Raw genomic sequence first — 19,172 nt, forward strand, 5'->3', positions numbered from 1 at the left:
TCTCAGTCGGGACGTCAGCGGCGGGCGGCGGGACACGCGGTCAGTGTCCCGCCGCCCGCCGCACCCGCCACGCCCGCAGCCACAGCGCGGGCACACAGATCAGCACCAGCCAGAAGTGTCCGGGCACCCCTTGCGGCAGCCGCTCGGGCAGCGGATCCGCACCCGCGATCCCGGTCCTCAGGGCGAGCGCGTCCAGATAGGGCCTGCAGTACGCCGCCGTCGACGGCACCGCGGCCGTGAGCGCCCACCGGCTCACCACGGCGGCCCGCCGCTCGCGTTCCCACCCGGCGACGAGCGCCACCGCCCCGACCGCCGCCGCGACGAACGTCATCGGGTGCACCAGCAGGATCAGCGCGTACAGCGCCCCGACCCACGCGTACCCCCACAGGCTCGGCAGGCCGCTCGGACCGACGAACCGGACCGGACAGCGCACCGCCCCCGCGCGCGTGCCCGTCCACGCCCAGGCCCAGCAGGTCAGCCCGACGGCCAAGGTCGACGGATGGCCGAGGCCGCCGGCACCGTCCGGCCAGGACCCGTCGCCGCCCCACCACAACGCCAGGCCGAACAGGGCCAGCCCCAGGAGCGCGGCCCGGCGACGATCCGTCAGCACGCGCGTGAAACGGCCGATCCCCGTCAGCAACACCAGCAGGTTGAACGGTCCGGCCACCGCCGCGCGGCCCAGCGGGTCCCGCCAGCACGCGAGCGACATCGCCAGCCAGACCAGGGTGCCGAAGAACTGGTACGGCGTCGGAGGCCGGAAGACGCGGGCAGTGGGGCGCATTCCTCGCGTCTTCCCCTTCACGGCCTCCTGCTCCCGGCGGCTAGGCCGCACGGCGGATCCTGACGCCTTCCCGAGGCCTTTCCGACGCCTTCCCGCCGTGCTCCCGGTGCCTGCCGCGCCCCGCGCGCAGGTCAGCTGTGCTCCGGAAGCACCGCCGTCATCGCCATCACCATCACCATCGCCTCCGCCTCCGCCTCCGCCTCCGTCACGACCGTGACCGGCGTTCGTCGTCGTGGCCGGCGCTTCGCCCAGCAGGATCTGCCGGGCCACGCGCTCGGCGGCCCGCCCGTCGTCGGAGGCGAACACGAAGGGCGAACGGCGTTCAGCGGCCGTCGGCGACGGGGCCGATCACAGGGCCGGTGGCGGGGCCGGTGGCGGAGGGCTGTGGCACGGGGGCGAGCGGGGTGCGCGCCGAAGGCACCGACGTCGCCGGCTGTGCCGCAGCCTGCGCCGTCGCCTGCGCCGTCGCCTGGGCCGTCGACGGCACCGGACGGCGTTCGGAGAGCGGCACCACCGCCGGCAGCTCCGACTCGCCCAGCACGATCCGCCGGACGACCCGCTCGGCGGCGCGGCCGTCGTCGTGGGCGCAGAACCGCTCGCGGAACGCGGCCCGCAGCTGGGCCGAGCGGGAGCCGCGCCAGTGGCCGGTCGAGAAGATGTCGATCAGCTCGTCCTCGCTGCGCGCGACCGCGCCCGGGGCGAAGGCCCGCAGGTCGAAGTAGGTGCCGCGGGCCGCCTCGTACGCCGCCCAGTCATCGGCGTGGATCACGATCGGGCGGTCCAGGTTGGCGTAGTCGAACATCAGGGACGAGTAGTCGGTGATCAGGGCGTCCGAGGCCAGACAGAGGGCCTCCACGCTCGGATGCCCGCTGACGTCGACGACGCCGGCCAGTCGCCGGGCCACCGGGGCCTCCTGCCAGTAGTGCGCGCGGGACAGCACCATGAAACGCGGGCCCAGACGGCGCAGCACGCGTTCCAGGTCGAGGTGGGAGCCCTGGACGCGGCGGTAGTCGCGGTGGGTCGGCGCGTACAGGACGGCGACCGTGTCGCGCGGGATGCCGAGGGACTCGCGCAGCCGGGCCACGTCCGCCGCCGTCGCCTTCTGGTAGACGTCGTTGCGGGGATAGCCGTACTCCAGGGTCTCGTAGCGTCCCGGGTAGACGCGCTCCCAGGTGAGGCTGGTGTGGCGGTTGGCGGACAGCACGTAGTCCCACTTGTCGACGCCCCTCAGCAGTTCCTCGAAGTCCATGTCGCGGGCCGCCGCCGGGCGTTCCCACAGGTCGAGGCCCATGTGCTTGAGGGGCGTGCCGTGCTGGGTCTGTACGAAGACCTGGCCGGGCCGCTTGACCAGCCGCCGGTCGAAGTTGACGTTGTTGACGAGGTACTTGGAGCGGGCCAGCGCCGTCCAGTAGGCGGCCGTGCCGGGGCGCACCTGGCGCGGGCCCGGCGGGACGGCCCCCTGGTGCTCGGGCCGGGCGATCCACGCCGTGCGCACCTGCGGCGCGAACGTGCGGAACGCCTCCTCCAGTGCGCCCGGGTTGCAGCTGTGCCCGCGTCCCCAGTACGCGGCGAACACGGCCCGGTCGGCGCGCAGCGGCAGCCGCAGCTGGACCCGGTAGTGGGCCTGCAGAACGGCCGTCCGCAGGGCGCGGGACAGCTTCGAGGCCGCCTTGTGCGTACGTCGGCGCACGCACATCGACACCTGCAACAGCCGGTAGGTGCGGTGTAGGCCGAAGTGGACCAAGGCATGGCGCAGCCGTGAGCGGTGGGGGTGCCCCCACTCGAGCGGAGCCGAGAGCGGGGGAGGGACCGAGGCGCCCGGGACGCGGTAACGGCGGTAGTGGGCGCGCGCCCTGCGCAGGAACTCGGCGCGCGAGCCGCGCGGGAGCCGGTCGCGCCTGGTGAACACCGTCGACAGGTGGTCGACCATGCGGTGGAACAACACCGGCTGCCACTCGGCGAGTTCGGGCCGCCGCTCGACGAATGCGAAGACCCGGTCGTACTGCTCGAAGACGTCCAGGTGCCCCCGGCTCGTGGTGGACGGGATGTTGCCCTGGCGGCGCCGGCGGTGGTGCACGCAGACCCGGTCCAGCGTCGCCAGGGTCCGTGCCGCCAGCAGCGCCGGGTACGTCCACGGAGTGTCCTCGTAGTCGCCGGGCGGGAACGTGAGGCCCTCGCGTTCGATGAACTCCCGCCGGTAGGCCTTGTCCCAGGCCACCATCAGCATGCTCAGCAGCCCCGGGCGGTCCGCCAGCCGGAACGGCGCCGGGCCCTCCTCGGTGAGCTGGTCGGCGAACTGGTTGCGGACGGTCTCGCCCGTCCAGTACGTGCTCGCGTAGTCGTAGACCAGGACGTCCGGCTCGCCCGTCTCCTTCAGCCGGTCGGCGATGGTGCGCAGCGCGTTCGGGGTGAGCGTGTCGTCGGAGTCGAGGAACAGCAGGTAGTCGCCGCTCGCCTGCGCCAGCCCCGCGTTGCGGGCCTGCCCCGGACCCACGTTCCGCGGCAGGTGCACGGCGCGCACGCGCGGGTCGCGGGCCGCGAACTCGTCGATGATCTCGCCGCAGGCATCCGGCGAACGGTCGTCGACGGCGATCAGTTCGAGATCGGCGTACGACTGGGACAGCACCGAGTCGAGGCACTCGTGCAGATACGCCTGAACCTTGTACGCGGGGACGATGACACTGAACCTGGGCAAGGCACATCCATGGGTCGGCGCGGGCGGTGGGCAGGGCCTTGCCCGGGAACGGCCAATGGGGTGAATCGGTTACGGTCCGTGCGGCATACGGAGGATTGGGCGTGAGGGGAATGTGGGTGAACGGAGAAGGGCGGGCCGATGACTCGGCCCGCCCCTGACCGCTTTGCGGGGTTACTTGACCGCGCCCGCCATCACACCGGACACGAACTGCCGCTGGAACGCGAAGAACACGGCCAGCGGGATCACCATCGAGATGAACGCGCCGGGCGCGAGCACGTCGATGTTGTTGCCGAACTGCCTCACCTGCGTCTGCAGGGCGACCGTGATCGGCTGGCTGTCGGCGTTGGTGAACACCAGCGCCACCAGCATGTCGTTCCACACCCACAGGAACTGGAAGATGCCCAGGGACGCGATCGCCGGCCCGCCCAGCGGCATCACGACCCGCGCGAACAGCCGCAGTTCACCGGCGCCGTCCAGGCGGGCCGCCTCCAGCAGTTCACGGGGGATCTCCGCGAAGAAGTTCCGTAGCAGGAACACCGCGAAGGGCAGCCCGAACCCGACGTGGAACAGGATCACGCCCAGAATGTTCCCGAACAGGCCGATCTTGCCGAACAGTTCGGCGATCGGGATCAGCGCCACCTGCACGGGCACCACCAACAGCCCCACGACGCCCAGGAACCACCAGTCCCGGCCCGGGAACTCCATCCACGCGAAGGCGTAGCCGGCGAGCGAGCCGATGACGACGACCAGGACCGTCGCCGGCACCGTGATCAGCACGGTGTTGACGAGCGAGTTGGTGATGTCGCTGTTCTCCAGGAGCTTCTGGTAGCTGTCGAAGGTGAGCTGGGAGGGCTGGGAGAACACCTTCCACCAGCCGCTGGCGCTCATGTCCTCGGGAGCGCGTAGCGAGGAGATCAGCAGACCGATGGTCGGCACCAGCCAGAACAGGCCGACGACGATGAGGAAGACGCGGACCAGCCCGCCGTTCAGCTTCTCCATGACCCATTCGAGCCGCTTCGTCACCGCCGCACCTCCCGCCTGAGCCGACGCACGTTGAACCACATCACCGGGATCACCAGCAGCAGCAGGAACACCGCGATCGCGCTGGCGATGCCGGGCTGGTCCTCGGAGAAGCCCTTGCGGTACAGCTCCAGCGCGAGCACGTTCGCGTCGTCCTGCGACGAGCCCGGGGCGATGATGAAGACCAGGTCGAACACCTTCAGCACGTTGATCATCAGGGTGACGGTGACGACCGCGAGGACCGGCGCGAGCAGCGGCACGGTGACCCTGCGGAACACCTGCCACTCGCTGGCGCCGTCGACGCGCGCGGCTTCCAGCAGTTCCCGCGGCACACCCGCCAGGCCGGCCGCGATCAGCACCATCGCGAAGCCCGCCCACATCCAGATGTACGAGCCGATGATCGACGGTGTGACCAGCGACGGGCCCAGCCAGTCCAGCCCGTTGTAGGCCTCCTTGAAGTTGCTCGCGGGGAGTCGGAGTTGAGCGCCGTCGGCCTTGGCGGGGAGGCTGAAGGTGCCGTCGGCGGCGGCCTTCGTCGATGCCACCACCTTGCCGTCCTTCACCGCCTCGATCCTCATCCCGGGGTAGCCCACCTCGGACGGGTCGGGCGCGCCGAGCGTGCCCACGCCCTTGCCGCGGGTGAAGTCCTGCCAGGTGGTGCCGGTGACCTTGCCGTCCTCGGGCTGGGCCCGGACGGCCTTCTTCGCGTCGTCGGGCATCTGGTCGGGGGCGACGCCGACCAGGGGGAGGGCGACCGGGGTGCCGGCCCGGACGGGCGTCCTGGTGATGAAGCCGCCCTGGTCGGCCCGCAGTGGCGAGTCGCGTCCCGGGTGGGCCTTCGGGAACGCCGACGCCTGGGCGAACGTGTCGTGGACGCCCACCCACACGGCGTTGGCGACGCCCTTGTCCGGGTCCTGGTCGTAGACCAGCCGGAAGATGATGCCGGCGGCCAGCATGGAGATCGCCATCGGCATGAAGACGACCAGCTTGAACGCCGTGCCCCAGCGCACCCGTTCGGTCAGCACCGCGAAGATGAGACCGAGTGCGGTGGCGACCGTCGGCGCGAACACCACCCAGATGATGTTGTTCTTCAGGGCGGTGCGGATGCCGTCGTCGGTGAAGAGGGCCTTGTAGTTGTCGACGCCGGCGAAGCCGTCGCCGGACTGGTCGTAGAAACTGCGCACGAGCGAGTACCCGATCGGGTAGACCACGAGCGCGCCGAGCAGCACGAGGGCGGGCAGCAGGAACAGCGCTGCCACGGTCTTTCGGGTGCCGGTCACGCTCTTGCGCGAGCGAGGAGGGGCGGGGGCTCCGGGAGCCCCCGCCGCCGCGGGCGTCGCCATCGCCGGGTCAGTTCCCGTACGCCGTCGCCGCGTCCGACTCCAGTTTCGCCTGGGTGCCGGCCACGTTCGTCGGGTTCTTCAGGAAGTCCTGCAGGTCCTTCCACTCGCCCTTGCCGGGCGTGCCGCCGAACGCCTGCGGGGCCTGGTCGGACATGTCGAAGCGGAAGTCGTCGCCGGCCGCGATCAGCGCCTTGGCGATCGTCTGCTGCACCTCGTTCGGATACGCGGAGATGTCGACGCTCTTGTTCGGCGAGAGATAGCCGCCGAGCTTGGCCTGGATCTCCGCCGCGTCCGGCGAGGCCAGGAACGTGGCCAGCGCCTGTGCGCCCTTGGAGTCCTTCAGGATGACGGCCGCGTCGCCGCCGGAGACCACGGGCGCGGTGGCGCCGACCGTCGGGAAGGGGAACACCTTGGCGTCCGTGCCGACCTTCGACTTGGTGTCGGCGATGTTGACCTGCACGAAGTCACCCTCGTAGACCATGGCCGCCTTCGGCTGGTCGCCGCCGGTGAAGGTCTGGGTCACCGAGGCCGGGAACTCGGTCTGCAGCGCGCCCTTCGCGCCGCCCGCCACCCAGTCCTTCTTGCCCCAGATCTGGGCGAGCGTGGTCAGCGCCTCCTTCACGGAGGGGTCCGTCCACTTGATCTTGTGCTGGGCGAGCTGGTCGTACTTCTCCGGGCCCGCCTGGGAGAGGTAGACGTTCTCGAACCAGTCGGTGAGCGTCCAGCCGTCGGCGCCGCCGATCGAGAACGGCGTGACACCGGAGTCGTACACCGTCTGCGCGGTGGCCAGCAGGTCCTTCCACGTCTTGGGCTCGGCCGCCCCCGCGTTCTCGAAGACCTTGGCGTTGTACCAGACCAGCGACTTGTTCGCGGCCTTGTAGTAGACGCCGTACTGCTTGCCGCCCACCTTGCCGATGTCCTGCCAGCCCTGCGAGTAGTTCTTGGCGAGCTCCGCCTGGGCCTCGGCGCCCAGCGGTTTGGCCCAGCCCTTGTCGGCGGCCTGCTTGATGGCGCCGGGCTGCGGCAGCATCGCCACGTCCGGCGGTGCGCCGCCCGCGATCTTCGAGCCGAGGAAGTTGATGATCGGGTCCTGCGCGGGCACGAAGGTGATCTTCGCGCCGGTGCGCTTCTCGAACTCGGCCAGAACCTTCTTGAAGTTCGCCTGCTCGGTGCCGGTCCAGACGGCGGCCACCTCGAGCGTGGTGCCGTCGAGCTTGGGGAGGGTGAGAGTGCTGCCGGAGTCCTTCGTTCCGGTGCTGCTGTCGCTTCCGCTGCTCTTGTCGTCGTTGCTGCTGCACGCCGTGGCCGAGAGCGCGAGGGCTCCCGCCAGGAGCGTGGCGGCTGCTTTCACGGTCCTGCGTGTCCGGATGGTGTCGTCGCTGGTGCTGCGCATCACTGCCCCGTTCTTCGTTCCTCGTCGAACGTTGAGCGCTGTCCCGTGGGCACTGGTCTACGCCGGGTGTCATGCCTCGGCAAGAGCGCCCCCGCTGTCAAGCGGGGGATCGTGACCGCGTCGTGATCGGTGGGCGCTGCTCCTCACACGCCGGACGGGCTGAATTGGGCGAGTTGGCGTGCCGCCCGCTCCAGGGCGCTGGCCAGCAGGGCCAAGTCGGTGGGGCCGTTGCCCAGTTCTCGGACCGGTCTGCGGGTCGGGGGGTCGCCCATGCGGGGCCACTCCAGGGGGACCACCGTGGGGCGCAGCGTCGCCGTGCGGGGGATACGGCCCGTGACGCGGCCGCCCTGGAACGGGGTGAGGCGGCCGTCCGCGCTCTTGAGGCGGCCTCGGCCCGGCGCCGGTTCGTCCGTGCCTGAACCCGGCGGGTCGAGAGTGATCCGAACGGTGGACATGCGGGCCGGTTCCGACTCCGCCGTACGGCCTCCGGGCCCGGCCGCCGCCACCAGGTGCACGCCGAGCCGCTCGCCCTCGCGGGCCACCGCCTCCAGCGCGCGCATGACGGAGCCGGCGGCGGGCCGGCCCGGGGAGCCGAGAGCGGGGGCGACGAGGGCGTCCAGGTCGTCGACCACGACCACCAGACGGGGCAGCGGCGACACCGTCTCGGTACGTTGCCGGGCGGCCGCTCCCGGGCGCAGCCGGAGGGTGGTGCTGGGCGGGGCCTCCAGATCGGCGGCGCCCGATGCGGCGCCGGACGCGGCGTTGTTGCCCGGCCCGGTCCCCGGGGGCGGGGTGTTCGCGGTGCGCTGCGGGACGATGCGGCCGGAGACCGCGCGGTGCGTGTGCCACTCCGCGAAGTGGGAGCGGCCCAGCAGTTCGGCCCGCCGCTTCAGCTCGGCGCTCAGCGACTGCGCGAACTCCCGCATCCGTACCGGGTCGTTGGCGGTGAGGTGGGTGGTGACATGCGGGACGTCCGTACAGACCTGCAGGCCGTCGCCCGGGCCGCCGCTGCCCTTGCCGACGGTGTCGCGGCCGTCCAGCAGGATGACGCCCAGCCGGTCCGGGCGCTCGGCGGCGGCCAGCGAGGCGACGACCGCCCGCAGCAACTCCGTACGCCCGCTGCCGGTCGGGCCCTCGATCAGCAGATGGGGGCCCTCGGCGACCAGGTCCACCCCGACCGGCCCGCGCGGACCGGCGCCGAGCACGGCCCGGACCCGGCCGCCGAGCGCCTCGGAGTCGTCCGCCGCGTCCGCCCAGCGGGCCATCAGGGAGGCCGGCGTGGCCCGGGCGAGGCCCAACTCGTCCAGGAGACGCGCCGACTGGGGCAGCGGCGCCGACACACGCGTGTGTCGTTCGCCGCCACCACCCGAGCCGTCCGGGCGCAGCGGTGCGAGAGCCCGCGCGAAGCGTTCGGCCCAGGCCAGGGAGACCGCGTCCACCGCGCCGACCGTGCCGGCACCCACCGGGCCGGGCCGCTCCGTCTCCGCCCCGGCCCGCGCGACCCGCAGCAGCCGCAGGGCCGTCGCCACGTCCCCGCTGAGCAGCGCGACCGCCCCGCACGCGCGGAACGTGGGCGCCGCCGCGCAGGCCGCCTCGTACATCTGCGTCACCGGTGCGGCAGGGGAGGCCGCGGGCGTCTCCGCCAGGCAGACGACGTGGATCCCCGCGCGCGGACCGGCCACCGCGAGCCGGCTCACGGCTTCCCGCAGGTCGGCGCCGCCGGGGTCGCCGTCCACCACGAGCACCGTGTACGGGCCGGGGAAGCCGCCGTCCGTCGTGTCGTCGGCCACCGCCCAGGAGGGTCGGCGTTCGGTGCCGCGGGGCGTGGGTAGGTGCACCGGTGCCGTAGCGCTGTCCGTGACGCTCGGGCTGTCGGAGAGGTGGTCCTGAAGGCGGCGCAGGAGTTCGTCGGTGCGGGCCGTGGCCTGGTCGCGGTCGTAGGCGAGGAGGAGACGGCAGTCCTGGCCGTGCCCGGGCCGCAGTTGGGGCAGCCAGCCCAGCCAGGACCACTCGGCGACGCGCTCCTCCTCGGAACGCGCGCGGTCCGCGCTGATCAGGACGACTTCCAGGGCGTCGGGGGAGTGCAGCGCGGCGAGCTGGGCCAGCACCGCGCGTGCCAGCCCGGACAGCCGCGGGCGCGGCCCGGCCAGACCGAGCGCGCCGACCTCGCGCAGCCCCGCCGTCACCGGGACCGCGGGCAGCAGGCCCGAGCCGTCCGGCGCCGGCCGGTCGGCGGTGCCCAGCCGCACGGTGAGCGCCTCCGGGTGACCCGGTCCGCGCTCCCACAGCCGCGGGCCCGGGCCCAGCGCGGTCAGCAGCAGCGCCGCCGGGTCCGGCCAGGTCTCGGGTGCGGGCGGCGGGGCGGCGGCCGACGGCAGCGCCTCGATACCGGCCGGCTCGTCGTCATGCTCCCCCGGGGCGGCCGTCTCCTGGTCGCCCCCGCGGCCCCCGGCCAGCCGCCGAGCCCATGCGGAGAGCCCCCCGCGTCTGCGCACGCCCGGGGGCACGTCGGTGCCGCGCAGGGGGGTGCCTTTGCGGCGGGAGGCGCTCCGCGGGTCGGTGTCGGGGACGTCGTCAGGGCCGTCGTAGGGGGAGGCGGGGGAGGGGGGTGAAGCGGCAGACGGGTGCTGCGGGGTGTGGGAGGCGTGGGAAGCCGGGGAGGTGTGAGGCCCGCGGACGTCGTCGTCCGCCGTGGTGAACGAGCCGAGGCCGGAGCGGCCGCCGTGGGTCGCCGAGGCGTCCATGGCTGCGCCGCCCGCTGCGGGCGTGCCACTCGGGGGAACGGCTCCCTGCGGGGGCCGGCGTCCGGCGTCCGTCGTGCGCGCTGTGCCGTCGCCGTGCCGGCTCTCGATGCGCGGCGCCGTGCCCTGGTCCGGCACCAGCGGTGTCTCCCGGGAGCCGCGCGGGCGCTCGCCCCGGGCGTCGGCCGAGCCGCTCCAGTCCACCGTGCCGTAGGCGTGACCGGTCGGACCGGAAGGGCCCGCCCGGCCGACCGGGTCGCTCGTGGCCGACGCGCTGCCTCCTGTGGCCGGCGCGGTGCCGCCCGGCACGCGCGCGGGGGCCGGTCCCGTCGTGCCGGCCGGTTCGCTGCCGCCCGGCACACGCGTGTGGCGGGCCGCCGCCGCGTCCGTCCCCCCGCAGGGCACCCGGACATGCCCCTCCCCGTCCGGGGTCGTCGCCACCCGGGGGCCCGGGCCGCCGGGCGGGGCCAGGCGCAGGGCCGACTCGCCGATGCGGAGCAGGGCGCCGGGGGCGAGGCGGACGGGCCGGGACGGTACGCGCGTGCCGTCCAGGGTGGTGCCGTTGGTGGAGCCGAGGTCGGCGACCGTGAGCCGGCCGTCGGGCGAGAGCGTCACCGCGCAGTGCAGGCGCGAGACGTCCGGGTCGTCGAGAGGCACGTCGGCATCGGCGGAGCGGCCGACGCGGACCTGGCCGCCGTGCAGCAGATGGACCCCGCCCGCGTCGGGCCCCGCCACCACGTGCAGCCGGGCCGGGGCGTCGTCGACCTCGGGATGCGGTTCGGGGTCGGCCGGGGCGCCCAGGGACAGCACCGCGCCGTCGATCAGCGGGGGCTCGCCGAGCGTGCAGCGCTGTGCGTCGAGCCGCTCCACGCCCGCGTACAGCAAGACCGCGGCCGCGGACGAGGACGACGCGGCACCCTCCCCGGAGACCGCCGCGGCCAGCGCCGACGCCACCGCGGCCAGGGCGGTGCCGGCGGGCGCCGTGACCAGCACGTCGCAGCTCGCGGCCCGGCCCCGCGCCTCGGGGTGCGGGCCCTGCGGGTCTACGACGGTCAGCCGGATCTGCATCGCCGTCAGCGGTCCCTTCTGCACGGGCGCGGACTTCCCCCACCCCACACGAGCACAGCGGCCAGTACTGAAGGCATCCTCGCACCTGTCACTGACAACGTGCCCACCACCCGATGGCAAGTGATCTTGATTGGTCGGCTCTGCCCGCAAAAGTGCCTGACAAGTGCGGCGCCGATGATCAGTTGAGATCGGTCACGTCCGGCTCCGGCAACCAGGACGACCGAGTCACGCGTCTTTCCTTCGCACCCGGACGACAGCCCGGTGTCCGTACGGCGGCACTACAGTGGGTCGGAACACGGACAGACAGGTAAGCAAGCAGCAGGGAGCGCGTGACGTGCGGCCAGTCGGCAGCAAGTACCTGCTCGAGGAGCCGCTCGGACGCGGCGCCACGGGCACCGTCTGGCGAGCCCGCCAGCGCGAGACCGCGGGCGCCGAGGCGGCCGTGCCCGGCCAGCCCGGCGAGACCGTGGCGATCAAGGTCCTCAAGGAAGAGCTGGCCAACGACCCCGACGTCGTGATGCGCTTCCTGCGGGAGCGGTCCGTACTGCTGCGGCTGACCCACCCGAACATCGTCCAGGTCCGTGACCTGGTCGTCGAGGGCGATCTGCTGGCGCTGGTCATGGACCTCGTCGAGGGCCCCGACCTGCACCGCTATCTGCGCGAGAACGGCCCCTTCACCCCTGTCGCCGCCGCCCTGCTCACCGCCCAGGTCGCCGACGCGCTCGCCGCCAGTCACGCCGACGGCGTAGTGCACCGCGACCTGAAGCCGGCCAACGTCCTGCTGCGGCAGAACGGCGGGGAGATGCACCCCCTGCTCACCGACTTCGGCATCGCCCGCCTCGCCGACTCCCCGGGACTGACCCGCACCAGCGAGTTCGTCGGGACGCCCGCGTACGTCGCCCCCGAGTCCGCCGAGGGCCGCCCGCAGACCTCCGCCGTCGACATCTACGGCGCCGGCATCCTGCTGTACGAGCTGGTCACCGGCCGTCCGCCGTTCTCCGGCGGCTCCGCCCTCGAGGTCCTCCACCAGCATCTGAGCGCCGAGCCGCGCCGCCCCTCCACGGTCCCCGACCCGCTGTGGACGGTCATCGAGCGCTGTCTGCGCAAGAACCCCGACGACCGGCCGAGCGCCGAGAACCTCGCGCGCGGGCTGCGGATCGTCGCCGAGGGCATCGGGGTGCACGCGAACTCGATGCAGATCGCCGCCGCCGACGGCGTCGGCCATGTGCTCGCGCCCGACCCCTCGCCCGCGACCGTGCCCGGCGGCGCCTACGACCCGAACGCCGCGACCAGCGTCCTGCCGCACACGAACGGCCCGGCGGGCGCCGCCGACCCCACCGCCGTCCTGCCGCACACGGGCAGTCCGCAGGGCGCGGCCGACCCGACGGCCGTCCTGCCGCCGGTGCCGCCGCACCAGCAGGGGCAGCAGCCCGAGCAGCCGCACCCCTGGCAGTCCCAGATGCAGGGCGCCCGCGCCCGCAACGAGCAGACCCAGGTCCAGCAGTACCTCGACCCCGGCGAGGACCCGCTGCGCCGCCGCCCCCAGCGGCAGGTCAACCGTCAGCAGCCGCAGCAGCAGCCGTATCCCCCGCAGCAACCGCAGCAGCAGCGGCCTCCGCAGCGTCCGCACCAGCAGCAGCCCGGCTACGGGTACCAGGGGCAGCCGCAGCAGCAGTACGCGCCTCCGCAAGCCCAGCAGCCTCACCAGCAGCCCCAGCGGTACGCGCCGCCGCCCCAGCCCCAGCAGCCGCAGCAGCGGCCTGCACCCGAGCCCCGGCAGCCGCGCGAGCCGCGGCAGCGCAGCGCCAACCCGATGCGGATCCCCGGCCTGGGCTGTCTCAAGGGCTGCCTGTTCACGATCGTCATCCTGTTCGTGGCCGGCTGGCTGGTCTGGGAGTTCAGCCCGCTGCAGGGCTGGATCGGCACCGGCAAGAGCTACTGGCAGCTGGTCACCGGCTGGATCGACGACGTCACCGGGTGGATCGGCGACCTGGGCGGGAGCGGCTCGGGCGGCGGGAGCGGCTCGGGCGGCAGCGGGAACTGAGGCACCGGTGGCCGCCGGGGGACCCCGGTGGGCACCGGTTCGACGCCTGCCCTGACCGCGAGTTTGTGGACTTGTCGACATCTGACGGGTGATTTCCGTCTCCGCGGTGAAGGTTGGCTCTTCGGACGCGTACTTTGATGGGCAACACGCGTCTGTAGGAGCAGTCTTGGCACGGAAGATCGGCAGCCGGTACACCGCCCACCAGATCCTGGGACGGGGCAGCGCCGGCACGGTGTGGCTGGGCGAGGGACCGGAAGGCCCCGTCGCCGTCAAGCTGCTGCGCGAGGACCTCGCCTCCGACGAGGAGCTCGTGGGCCGCTTTGTGCAGGAGCGCACGGCACTGCTCGGTCTGGAACACCCCCACGTGGTGTCCGTACGGGACCTGGTGGTCGACGGCAACGACCTGGCGCTGGTCATGGACCTGGTCCGGGGCACCGACCTGCGCACCCGCCTCGAACGCGACCGGCGGCTCGCGCCCGAGGCCGCCGTGGCGATCGTCGCGGACGTCGCCGAGGGCCTGGCCGCCGCGCACGCCGCCGGGATCGTGCACCGCGACGTGAAGCCCGAGAACATCCTGCTCGACATGCAGGGCCCGCTCGGCCCCGGCGGCTCGCACCGCGCGCTGCTGACCGACTTCGGCGTCGCGAAACTCATCGACACCCCCAAGCGGACCCGCGCCACGAAGATCATCGGCACGCCGGACTACCTCGCCCCGGAGATCGTCGAGGGCCTCCCGCCGCGCGCCTCGGTCGACATCTACGCCCTGGCGACGGTGCTGTACGAGCTGCTCGCGGGCTTCACCCCGTTCGGCGGCGGGCACCCGGGCGCGGTGCTGCGCCGCCATGTCACCGAGTCCGTCGCCCCGCTGCCCGGCATCCCGGACGAGCTGTGGCAACTGCTCGTGCAGTGCCTGGCGAAGGCGCCGGCCTCCCGGCTGCGGGCGTCCGAGCTGGCCGCACGACTGCGGGAGCAGCTGCCGACGCTGGCGGGAATGCCCCCGCTGGACGTCGACTCGCCGGACACGGAGCAGGAGGACGGCGCCGAGCCGCACGAGACCGCGCCCACCGCGTCCGCCCCCGAGGCGCCCTCCGGGAAGGCCCGGCGGGGCTCGGTCCCGCTGGTGCCGGGCGCGAAGCCGGACTCCAACCGCGACACCCACACGTCGATGCGCGTCCCCGCGCCCGACGAGCTGGCGGGCGGGGCGCACGGGACGGCCCGGGTGCCGAGGGCGGCCGGCGCACCGCGCCCCGGCTCGGCACGGAACCGTTCCGCCACGCGTCGGCGCCGGATCACGCTGGGCGTGGCCGCGGCGGCGCTGGTCGCTGCCGCGGGGATCGGCACCTGGGCGGCCACCTCGGGCGACGACGCGGGGGCGACCCCGCAGGACACCAACAACTCGACCCCGGCGTCACCGTGACCTCCTCGTCTCCCGAATGCCGGACGGGCTGGGATGCCGGGTCCGTTACGCTGGAGGCGTGGCAGTCGTCGATGTATCCGAAGAGCTCAAGTCCCTCTCCTCGACCATGGAGTCGATCGAGGCCGTTCTGGACCTCGACAAGCTGAGGGCAGACATCGCCGTGCTCGAGGAGCAGGCGGCCGCGCCGTCCCTGTGGGACAACCCGGACGAGGCGCAGAAGATCACCAGCAAGCTGTCCCACCTCCAGGCCGAGGTCAGGAAGGCGGACGCGCTGCGCGGCCGGATCGACGATCTCGCCGTGCTGTTCGAGATGGCCGAGGAGGAGGACGACCCGGACACCCGCGCCGAGGCCGAGTCCGAGCTCACCGCCGTCCGTAAGGCGCTGGACGAGATGGAGGTCCGCACGCTGCTCAGCGGGGAGTACGACGCCCGCGAGGCGCTGGTCAACATCCGCGCCGAGGCCGGTGGCGTCGACGCCGCGGACTTCGCCGAGAAGCTGCAGCGCATGTACCTGCGGTGGGCGGAGCAGAAGGGCTTCAAGACCGAGGTCTACGAGACGTCGTACGCCGAGGAGGCCGGCATCAAGTCGACCACCTTCGCCGTGCAGGTCCCGTACGCGTACGGCACGCTCTCCGTCGAGCAGGGCACGCACCGTCTGGTGCGCATCTCGCCCTTCGACAACCAGGGGCGCCGGCAGACCTCCTTCGCGGGTGTCGAGATCCTCCCCGTGGTCGAGCAGACCGACCACATCGAGATCGACGAGTCCGAGCTGCGGGTGGACGTCTACCGCTCCTCCGGCCCCGGCGGCCAGGGCGTGAACACCACCGACTCCGCGGTGCGCCTCACCCACCTGCCCACTGGCATCGTCGTCTCCTGCCAGAACGAGCGGTCGCAGATCCAGAACAAGGCGACCGCGATGAACGTGCTCCAGGCGAAGCTGCTGGAGCGGCAGCGCCAGGAGGAGCGGGCCAAGATGGACGCCCTCAAGGACGGCGGCAGCTCCTGGGGCAACCAGATGCGTTCATATGTCCTGCACCCGTACCAGATGGTGAAGGACCTGCGCACCGAGTTCGAGGTCGGTAACCCCGAGGCCGTGTTCAACGGTGAGATCGACGGGTTCCTGGAAGCCGGAATTCGCTGGCGCAAGCAGCAAGAGAAGTAGTTTTGTCGACAAGGTAACCGCCCCTGAAACAGGGGCGGTTACCTTTTACGTCACATTCACAGCACCACCATCGCGCAAAGCGCCCCGACTTGGACATTGCGTGCGCAACGACCTTGACGCTGCTTTGAAAAATGGGGAAGGTGCAGTGTGGCATGCGTATCTCCGGGGCGCATGTGAACCGGGGGACTTCAGCTACATATCGGCTACCTCCGTCGATCACGGCCCCGGGCGCGGCCTCATCGACGATTCAGCTACTGGGGGTAGCAACCATATGACCAAGAAGACGCGGATCCGGGTCGCGCGCATAGCCGCCGGCGCCGTGATCGCCGCGGGCGCCTCGCTGACGGTCGCCGGCGTTGCCTCGGCCGCCGGTGACGAGGGTGGCCTCAGCGGCCTTGTGTCGACGTCCGGCGAAGGCAAAGTCACCCCGCAGACGGGCGGAGAGCCCTGCCCGATCGGGATCTGCACCGACGGCGGCACGTCGACGGGTACGTCCACCGGTACCTCGACGGGTACGTCCGAGGGCACGTCGACGGGCACCTCGTCCGGTACGTCCACGGGTACCTCGGAGGGCACGTCCACCGGTACCTCGACCGGCACGTCCTCGGGTACCTCCACCGGTACCTCGGCGGGCACGTCGACCGGCACCTCGTCCGGTACGTCCACGGGCACCTCGGAGGGCACGTCCACCGGTACCTCGACCGGCACGTCCTCGGGTACCTCGACGGGTACCTCGGCGGGCACGTCCACCGGTACCTCGGCGGGCACGTCCACGGGTACCTCGGCGGGCACGTCCACCGGTACCTCGGCGGGCACGTCCACGGGCACCTCGACCGGCACGTCCACCGGTACCTCGGCGGGCACGTCTTCCGGCACCTCGACCGGTACTTCCGCCGGCACGTCCACCGGTACCTCGTCCGGTACCTCGACGGGTAACACGTCCTCGGGTTCGTCCTCGGAGGGCAACACCTCCTCGGGTTCGTCCTCCGAGGGCAGCACCACCGCCGGTTCGACCTCGGCCGGCAGCGCCTCCGCCGGTACGGGTACCGACACCGACGGCGCCTCCACCCAGGAGGTGGGCAGCTCCGCGCTGACCGACACCTCCGAAGCGGCCGCGCAGGGCGGTGGCAAGGAGCTCGCCGAGACCGGTGCCGGACAGACCATGTTCCTGCTCATCGGCGCCGCCACGATGATCGCCGGCGGCATCGGCTTCCGCGTGCTGCCGCGCCTCGTGGAGGGCCGCGGCGGGGCCGCTGCCTGACGGTAGGTAGTCGCACCCGTACGTGACGTACGCACCAAGGGGCCCGGAGCAGCAGCTCCGGGCCCCTTCGCGTGTCCCGCCGCGGGTTACGCGGTCTGGTGTGCCAGCAGCGCGAACGCCGCCACCAGCACCGCCAGCAGCGCGATCAGCGCCATGGGGTTCAGCCCCGCGAAGAAGTTCTCTTGTTGCTGCAGCCGCTCGCGGTTCGCGCGGCACACCGGGCACCGGCCCTCGCTCACGGGCGCGGCGCAGTTAGCGCACACCAGCCGGTCGTACGTCATGCGCTCGCCCTCCTTGCACCGGTTCCATGGACACAACGCTTACGGGAACGCGAACGTTCCCCTACCACTCTGCCAGGTTCCTGGGGAGGGTGCGCGGCTCACTCCGAGACGCCCGGGCATACAAAGTGCCGTACAAAAACGCACAAGCCCCGCCCAACCCCTCCCGACGCCTGCGCCGCACTCCCCGGTTCGCGTATGGTCACGCTCATCTACCCCCGGCGACCCGTGGTGCATCCGTGATCCGATTCGACAACGTCTCCAAGGTCTACCCCAAGCAGACCCGCCCCGCACTCAGGGATGTCTCCCTGGAGGTGGAGAAGGGCGAGTTCGTGTTCCTCGTGGGATCCTCCGGCTCCGGAAAGTCCACCTTCCTGCGGCTGGTCCTGCGCGAGGAGCGCACCAGCCACGGCCAGGTGCACGTCCTGGGCAAGGACCTCGCGCGCCTGTCCAACTGGAAGGTGCCGCAGATGCGCCGCCAGCTGGGGACGGTGTTCCAGGACTTCCGGCTGCTGCCCAACAAGACGGTGGCGGAGAACGTCGCCTTCGCGCAGGAGGTCATCGGCAAGTCGAAGGGCGAGATCCGCAAGTCCGTGCCGCAGGTGCTCGACCTCGTCGGGCTGGGCGGCAAGGAGGACCGGATGCCCGGTGAGCTCTCCGGTGGTGAGCAGCAGCGCGTCGCCATCGCGCGTGCCTTCGTGAACCGGCCCAAGCTGCTGATCGCCGACGAGCCCACCGGCAACCTCGACCCGCAGACCTCCGTCGGCATCATGAAGCTGCTCGACCGGATCAACCGGACGGGAACGACCGTGCTGATGGCCACGCACGACCAGAACATCGTGGACCAGATGCGCAAGCGCGTCATCGAGCTGGAGCAGGGCCGCCTCGTCCGCGACCAGGCGCGCGGCGTCTACGGCTACCAGCACTGACCCGCCCCGCCATCGCCCCCGCCCTCGCGGACGTCCCCGGAAAGGCCTGAACAACTCGCCATGCGCGCCCAGTTCGTACTGTCGGAGATCGGTGTGGGTCTCCGCCGCAACCTGACGATGACCTTCGCCGTCGTCGTCTCCGTCGCCCTGTCCCTGGCGCTCTTCGGCGGGTCGCTCCTGATGAGCGACCAGGTCAGCACGATGAAGGGCTACTGGTACGACAAGGTCAACGTCTCGATCTTCCTCTGCAACAAGAGTGACGCCGAGTCGGACCCCAACTGCGCCAAGGGTGCGGTCACCGCGGACCAGAAGAAGCAGATCAAGTCCGACCTGGACAAGATGGGCGTCGTCGAGAAGGTGACGTACGAGTCGCAGGACGAGGCCTACAAGCACTACAAGGAGCAGTTCGGCGACTCCCCGCTGGCCAGCTCCCTCACGCCGGACCAGATGCAGGAGTCGTACCGCATCAAGCTGAAGGACCCGGAGAAGTACCAGGTCATCGCGACCGCCTTCGACGGGCGGGACGGCGTGCAGTCGGTGCAGGACCAGAAGGGCATCCTGGACAACCTCTTCGGGCTGCTCAACGGCATGAACTGGGCGGCGCGGGCGGTGATGGCGCTGATGCTGGTGGTCGCGCTGATGCTGATCGTCAACACCGTGCGTGTCTCGGCCTTCAGCCGGCGGCGCGAGACGGGCATCATGCGGCTCGTCGGCGCCTCCGGGTTCTACATCCAGGCGCCGTTCATCGCCGAGGCCGCGGTCGCCGGACTCATCGGCGGGACGGTCGCCTGCGGATTCCTGGTGATCGCCCGGTACTTCATCATCGACAACGGCCTGGCCCTCTCCGAGAAGCTGAACCTGATCAACTTCATCGGCTGGGACGCCGTGTTGACGAAGCTCCCGCTCATCCTCGCCACCAGCCTGCTGATGCCCGCTTTGGCCGCTTTCTTCGCTCTGCGCAAGTACCTGAAGGTGTGACGCACGCCCCGCGGGCCGTACGGTCAACCGACCGTGCGGCCCTTTGCGTTCCCCTAGACTCA

14 protein-coding genes are annotated in these 19,172 nt (G+C 72.1%); 6 read left to right on the top strand and 8 right to left on the bottom strand.

The window, feature by feature from the left end:
- Positions 1-40: 40 nt before the first annotated feature.
- The 6 genes from B5557_RS27070 to B5557_RS27095 all read right to left on the bottom strand — a co-directional run bounded on the left by B5557_RS27070 (position 41) and on the right by B5557_RS27095 (position 11,041).
- On the bottom strand, positions 41-781 hold the full coding sequence (locus tag B5557_RS27070) for a hypothetical protein (RefSeq protein WP_099936752.1): 741 nt from the start codon (positions 779-781) through the stop codon (positions 41-43).
- Positions 782-1,103: 322 nt separating this feature from the next.
- Positions 1,104-3,476 (bottom strand): bifunctional glycosyltransferase/CDP-glycerol:glycerophosphate glycerophosphotransferase, encoded by a 2,373-nt coding sequence (locus B5557_RS27075; RefSeq protein ID WP_079661898.1) that lies wholly within the window; start codon positions 3,474-3,476, stop codon positions 1,104-1,106.
- A 171-nt stretch (positions 3,477-3,647) separates the two neighbouring features.
- The gene (locus B5557_RS27080) at positions 3,648-4,475 is read right to left on the bottom strand and encodes a carbohydrate ABC transporter permease (RefSeq protein ID WP_099937252.1); all 828 of its coding nucleotides are present in this window, start codon (positions 4,473-4,475) and stop codon (positions 3,648-3,650) included.
- A gap of 20 nt (positions 4,476-4,495) precedes the next feature.
- Positions 4,496-5,839, bottom strand: coding sequence for a carbohydrate ABC transporter permease (locus B5557_RS27085; RefSeq protein WP_079661900.1), 1,344 nt, complete (start codon positions 5,837-5,839; stop codon positions 4,496-4,498).
- A gap of 7 nt (positions 5,840-5,846) precedes the next feature.
- The gene (locus tag B5557_RS27090; RefSeq protein WP_079661901.1) at positions 5,847-7,232 is read right to left on the bottom strand and encodes an ABC transporter substrate-binding protein; all 1,386 of its coding nucleotides are present in this window, start codon (positions 7,230-7,232) and stop codon (positions 5,847-5,849) included.
- A gap of 143 nt (positions 7,233-7,375) precedes the next feature.
- On the bottom strand, positions 7,376-11,041 hold the full coding sequence (locus tag B5557_RS27095; RefSeq protein ID WP_079665026.1) for an FHA domain-containing protein: 3,666 nt from the start codon (positions 11,039-11,041) through the stop codon (positions 7,376-7,378).
- A 334-nt stretch (positions 11,042-11,375) separates the two neighbouring features.
- On the opposite strand from B5557_RS27095, the gene B5557_RS27100 reads away from it, so the two are divergent.
- From B5557_RS27100 to prfB, 3 genes are all read left to right on the top strand, one after another.
- Entirely contained in the window at positions 11,376-13,085 is a 1,710-nt protein-coding gene (locus tag B5557_RS27100; protein WP_079661902.1) for a serine/threonine-protein kinase, read from the top strand.
- A 166-nt stretch (positions 13,086-13,251) separates the two neighbouring features.
- A complete protein-coding gene (locus tag B5557_RS27105) occupies positions 13,252-14,502 on the top strand; it encodes a serine/threonine-protein kinase (RefSeq protein ID WP_079661903.1) in 1,251 nt (416 codons plus the stop codon).
- Between the two features lie 58 nt (positions 14,503-14,560).
- The gene (gene prfB / locus B5557_RS27110; protein ID WP_079661904.1) at positions 14,561-15,664 is read left to right on the top strand and encodes a peptide chain release factor 2; all 1,104 of its coding nucleotides are present in this window, start codon (positions 14,561-14,563) and stop codon (positions 15,662-15,664) included.
- Positions 15,665-15,880: 216 nt separating this feature from the next.
- On the opposite strand, the gene B5557_RS45970 is transcribed toward prfB, so the two are convergent.
- On the bottom strand, positions 15,881-16,717 hold the full coding sequence (locus B5557_RS45970) for a hypothetical protein (protein ID WP_331716797.1): 837 nt from the start codon (positions 16,715-16,717) through the stop codon (positions 15,881-15,883).
- 22 nt (positions 16,718-16,739) lie between these two features.
- Here B5557_RS45970 and B5557_RS45975 point away from each other — a divergent pair, with 22 nt between their 5' ends.
- Positions 16,740-16,925, top strand: a complete 186-nt coding sequence (locus tag B5557_RS45975) for an LPXTG cell wall anchor domain-containing protein (RefSeq protein ID WP_331716798.1) — start codon at positions 16,740-16,742, stop codon at positions 16,923-16,925.
- A gap of 86 nt (positions 16,926-17,011) precedes the next feature.
- On the opposite strand, the gene B5557_RS27120 is transcribed toward B5557_RS45975, so the two are convergent.
- Positions 17,012-17,206: a hypothetical protein gene (locus B5557_RS27120; protein ID WP_079661906.1), complete on the bottom strand. Its 195-nt coding sequence runs from the start codon at positions 17,204-17,206 to the stop codon at positions 17,012-17,014.
- 236 nt (positions 17,207-17,442) lie between these two features.
- On the opposite strand from B5557_RS27120, the gene ftsE reads away from it, so the two are divergent.
- The gene (gene ftsE / locus B5557_RS27125; protein WP_020132390.1) at positions 17,443-18,132 is read left to right on the top strand and encodes a cell division ATP-binding protein FtsE; all 690 of its coding nucleotides are present in this window, start codon (positions 17,443-17,445) and stop codon (positions 18,130-18,132) included.
- A 60-nt stretch (positions 18,133-18,192) separates the two neighbouring features.
- Positions 18,193-19,110, top strand: a complete 918-nt coding sequence (ftsX, locus tag B5557_RS27130) for a permease-like cell division protein FtsX (RefSeq protein ID WP_079661907.1) — start codon at positions 18,193-18,195, stop codon at positions 19,108-19,110.
- The last annotated feature ends 62 nt before the right edge of the window (positions 19,111-19,172 follow it).

Source organism: Streptomyces sp. 3214.6 (genome assembly GCF_900129855.1).
GTDB classification, from domain to species: Bacteria; Actinomycetota; Actinomycetes; order Streptomycetales; family Streptomycetaceae; genus Streptomyces; species Streptomyces soliscabiei.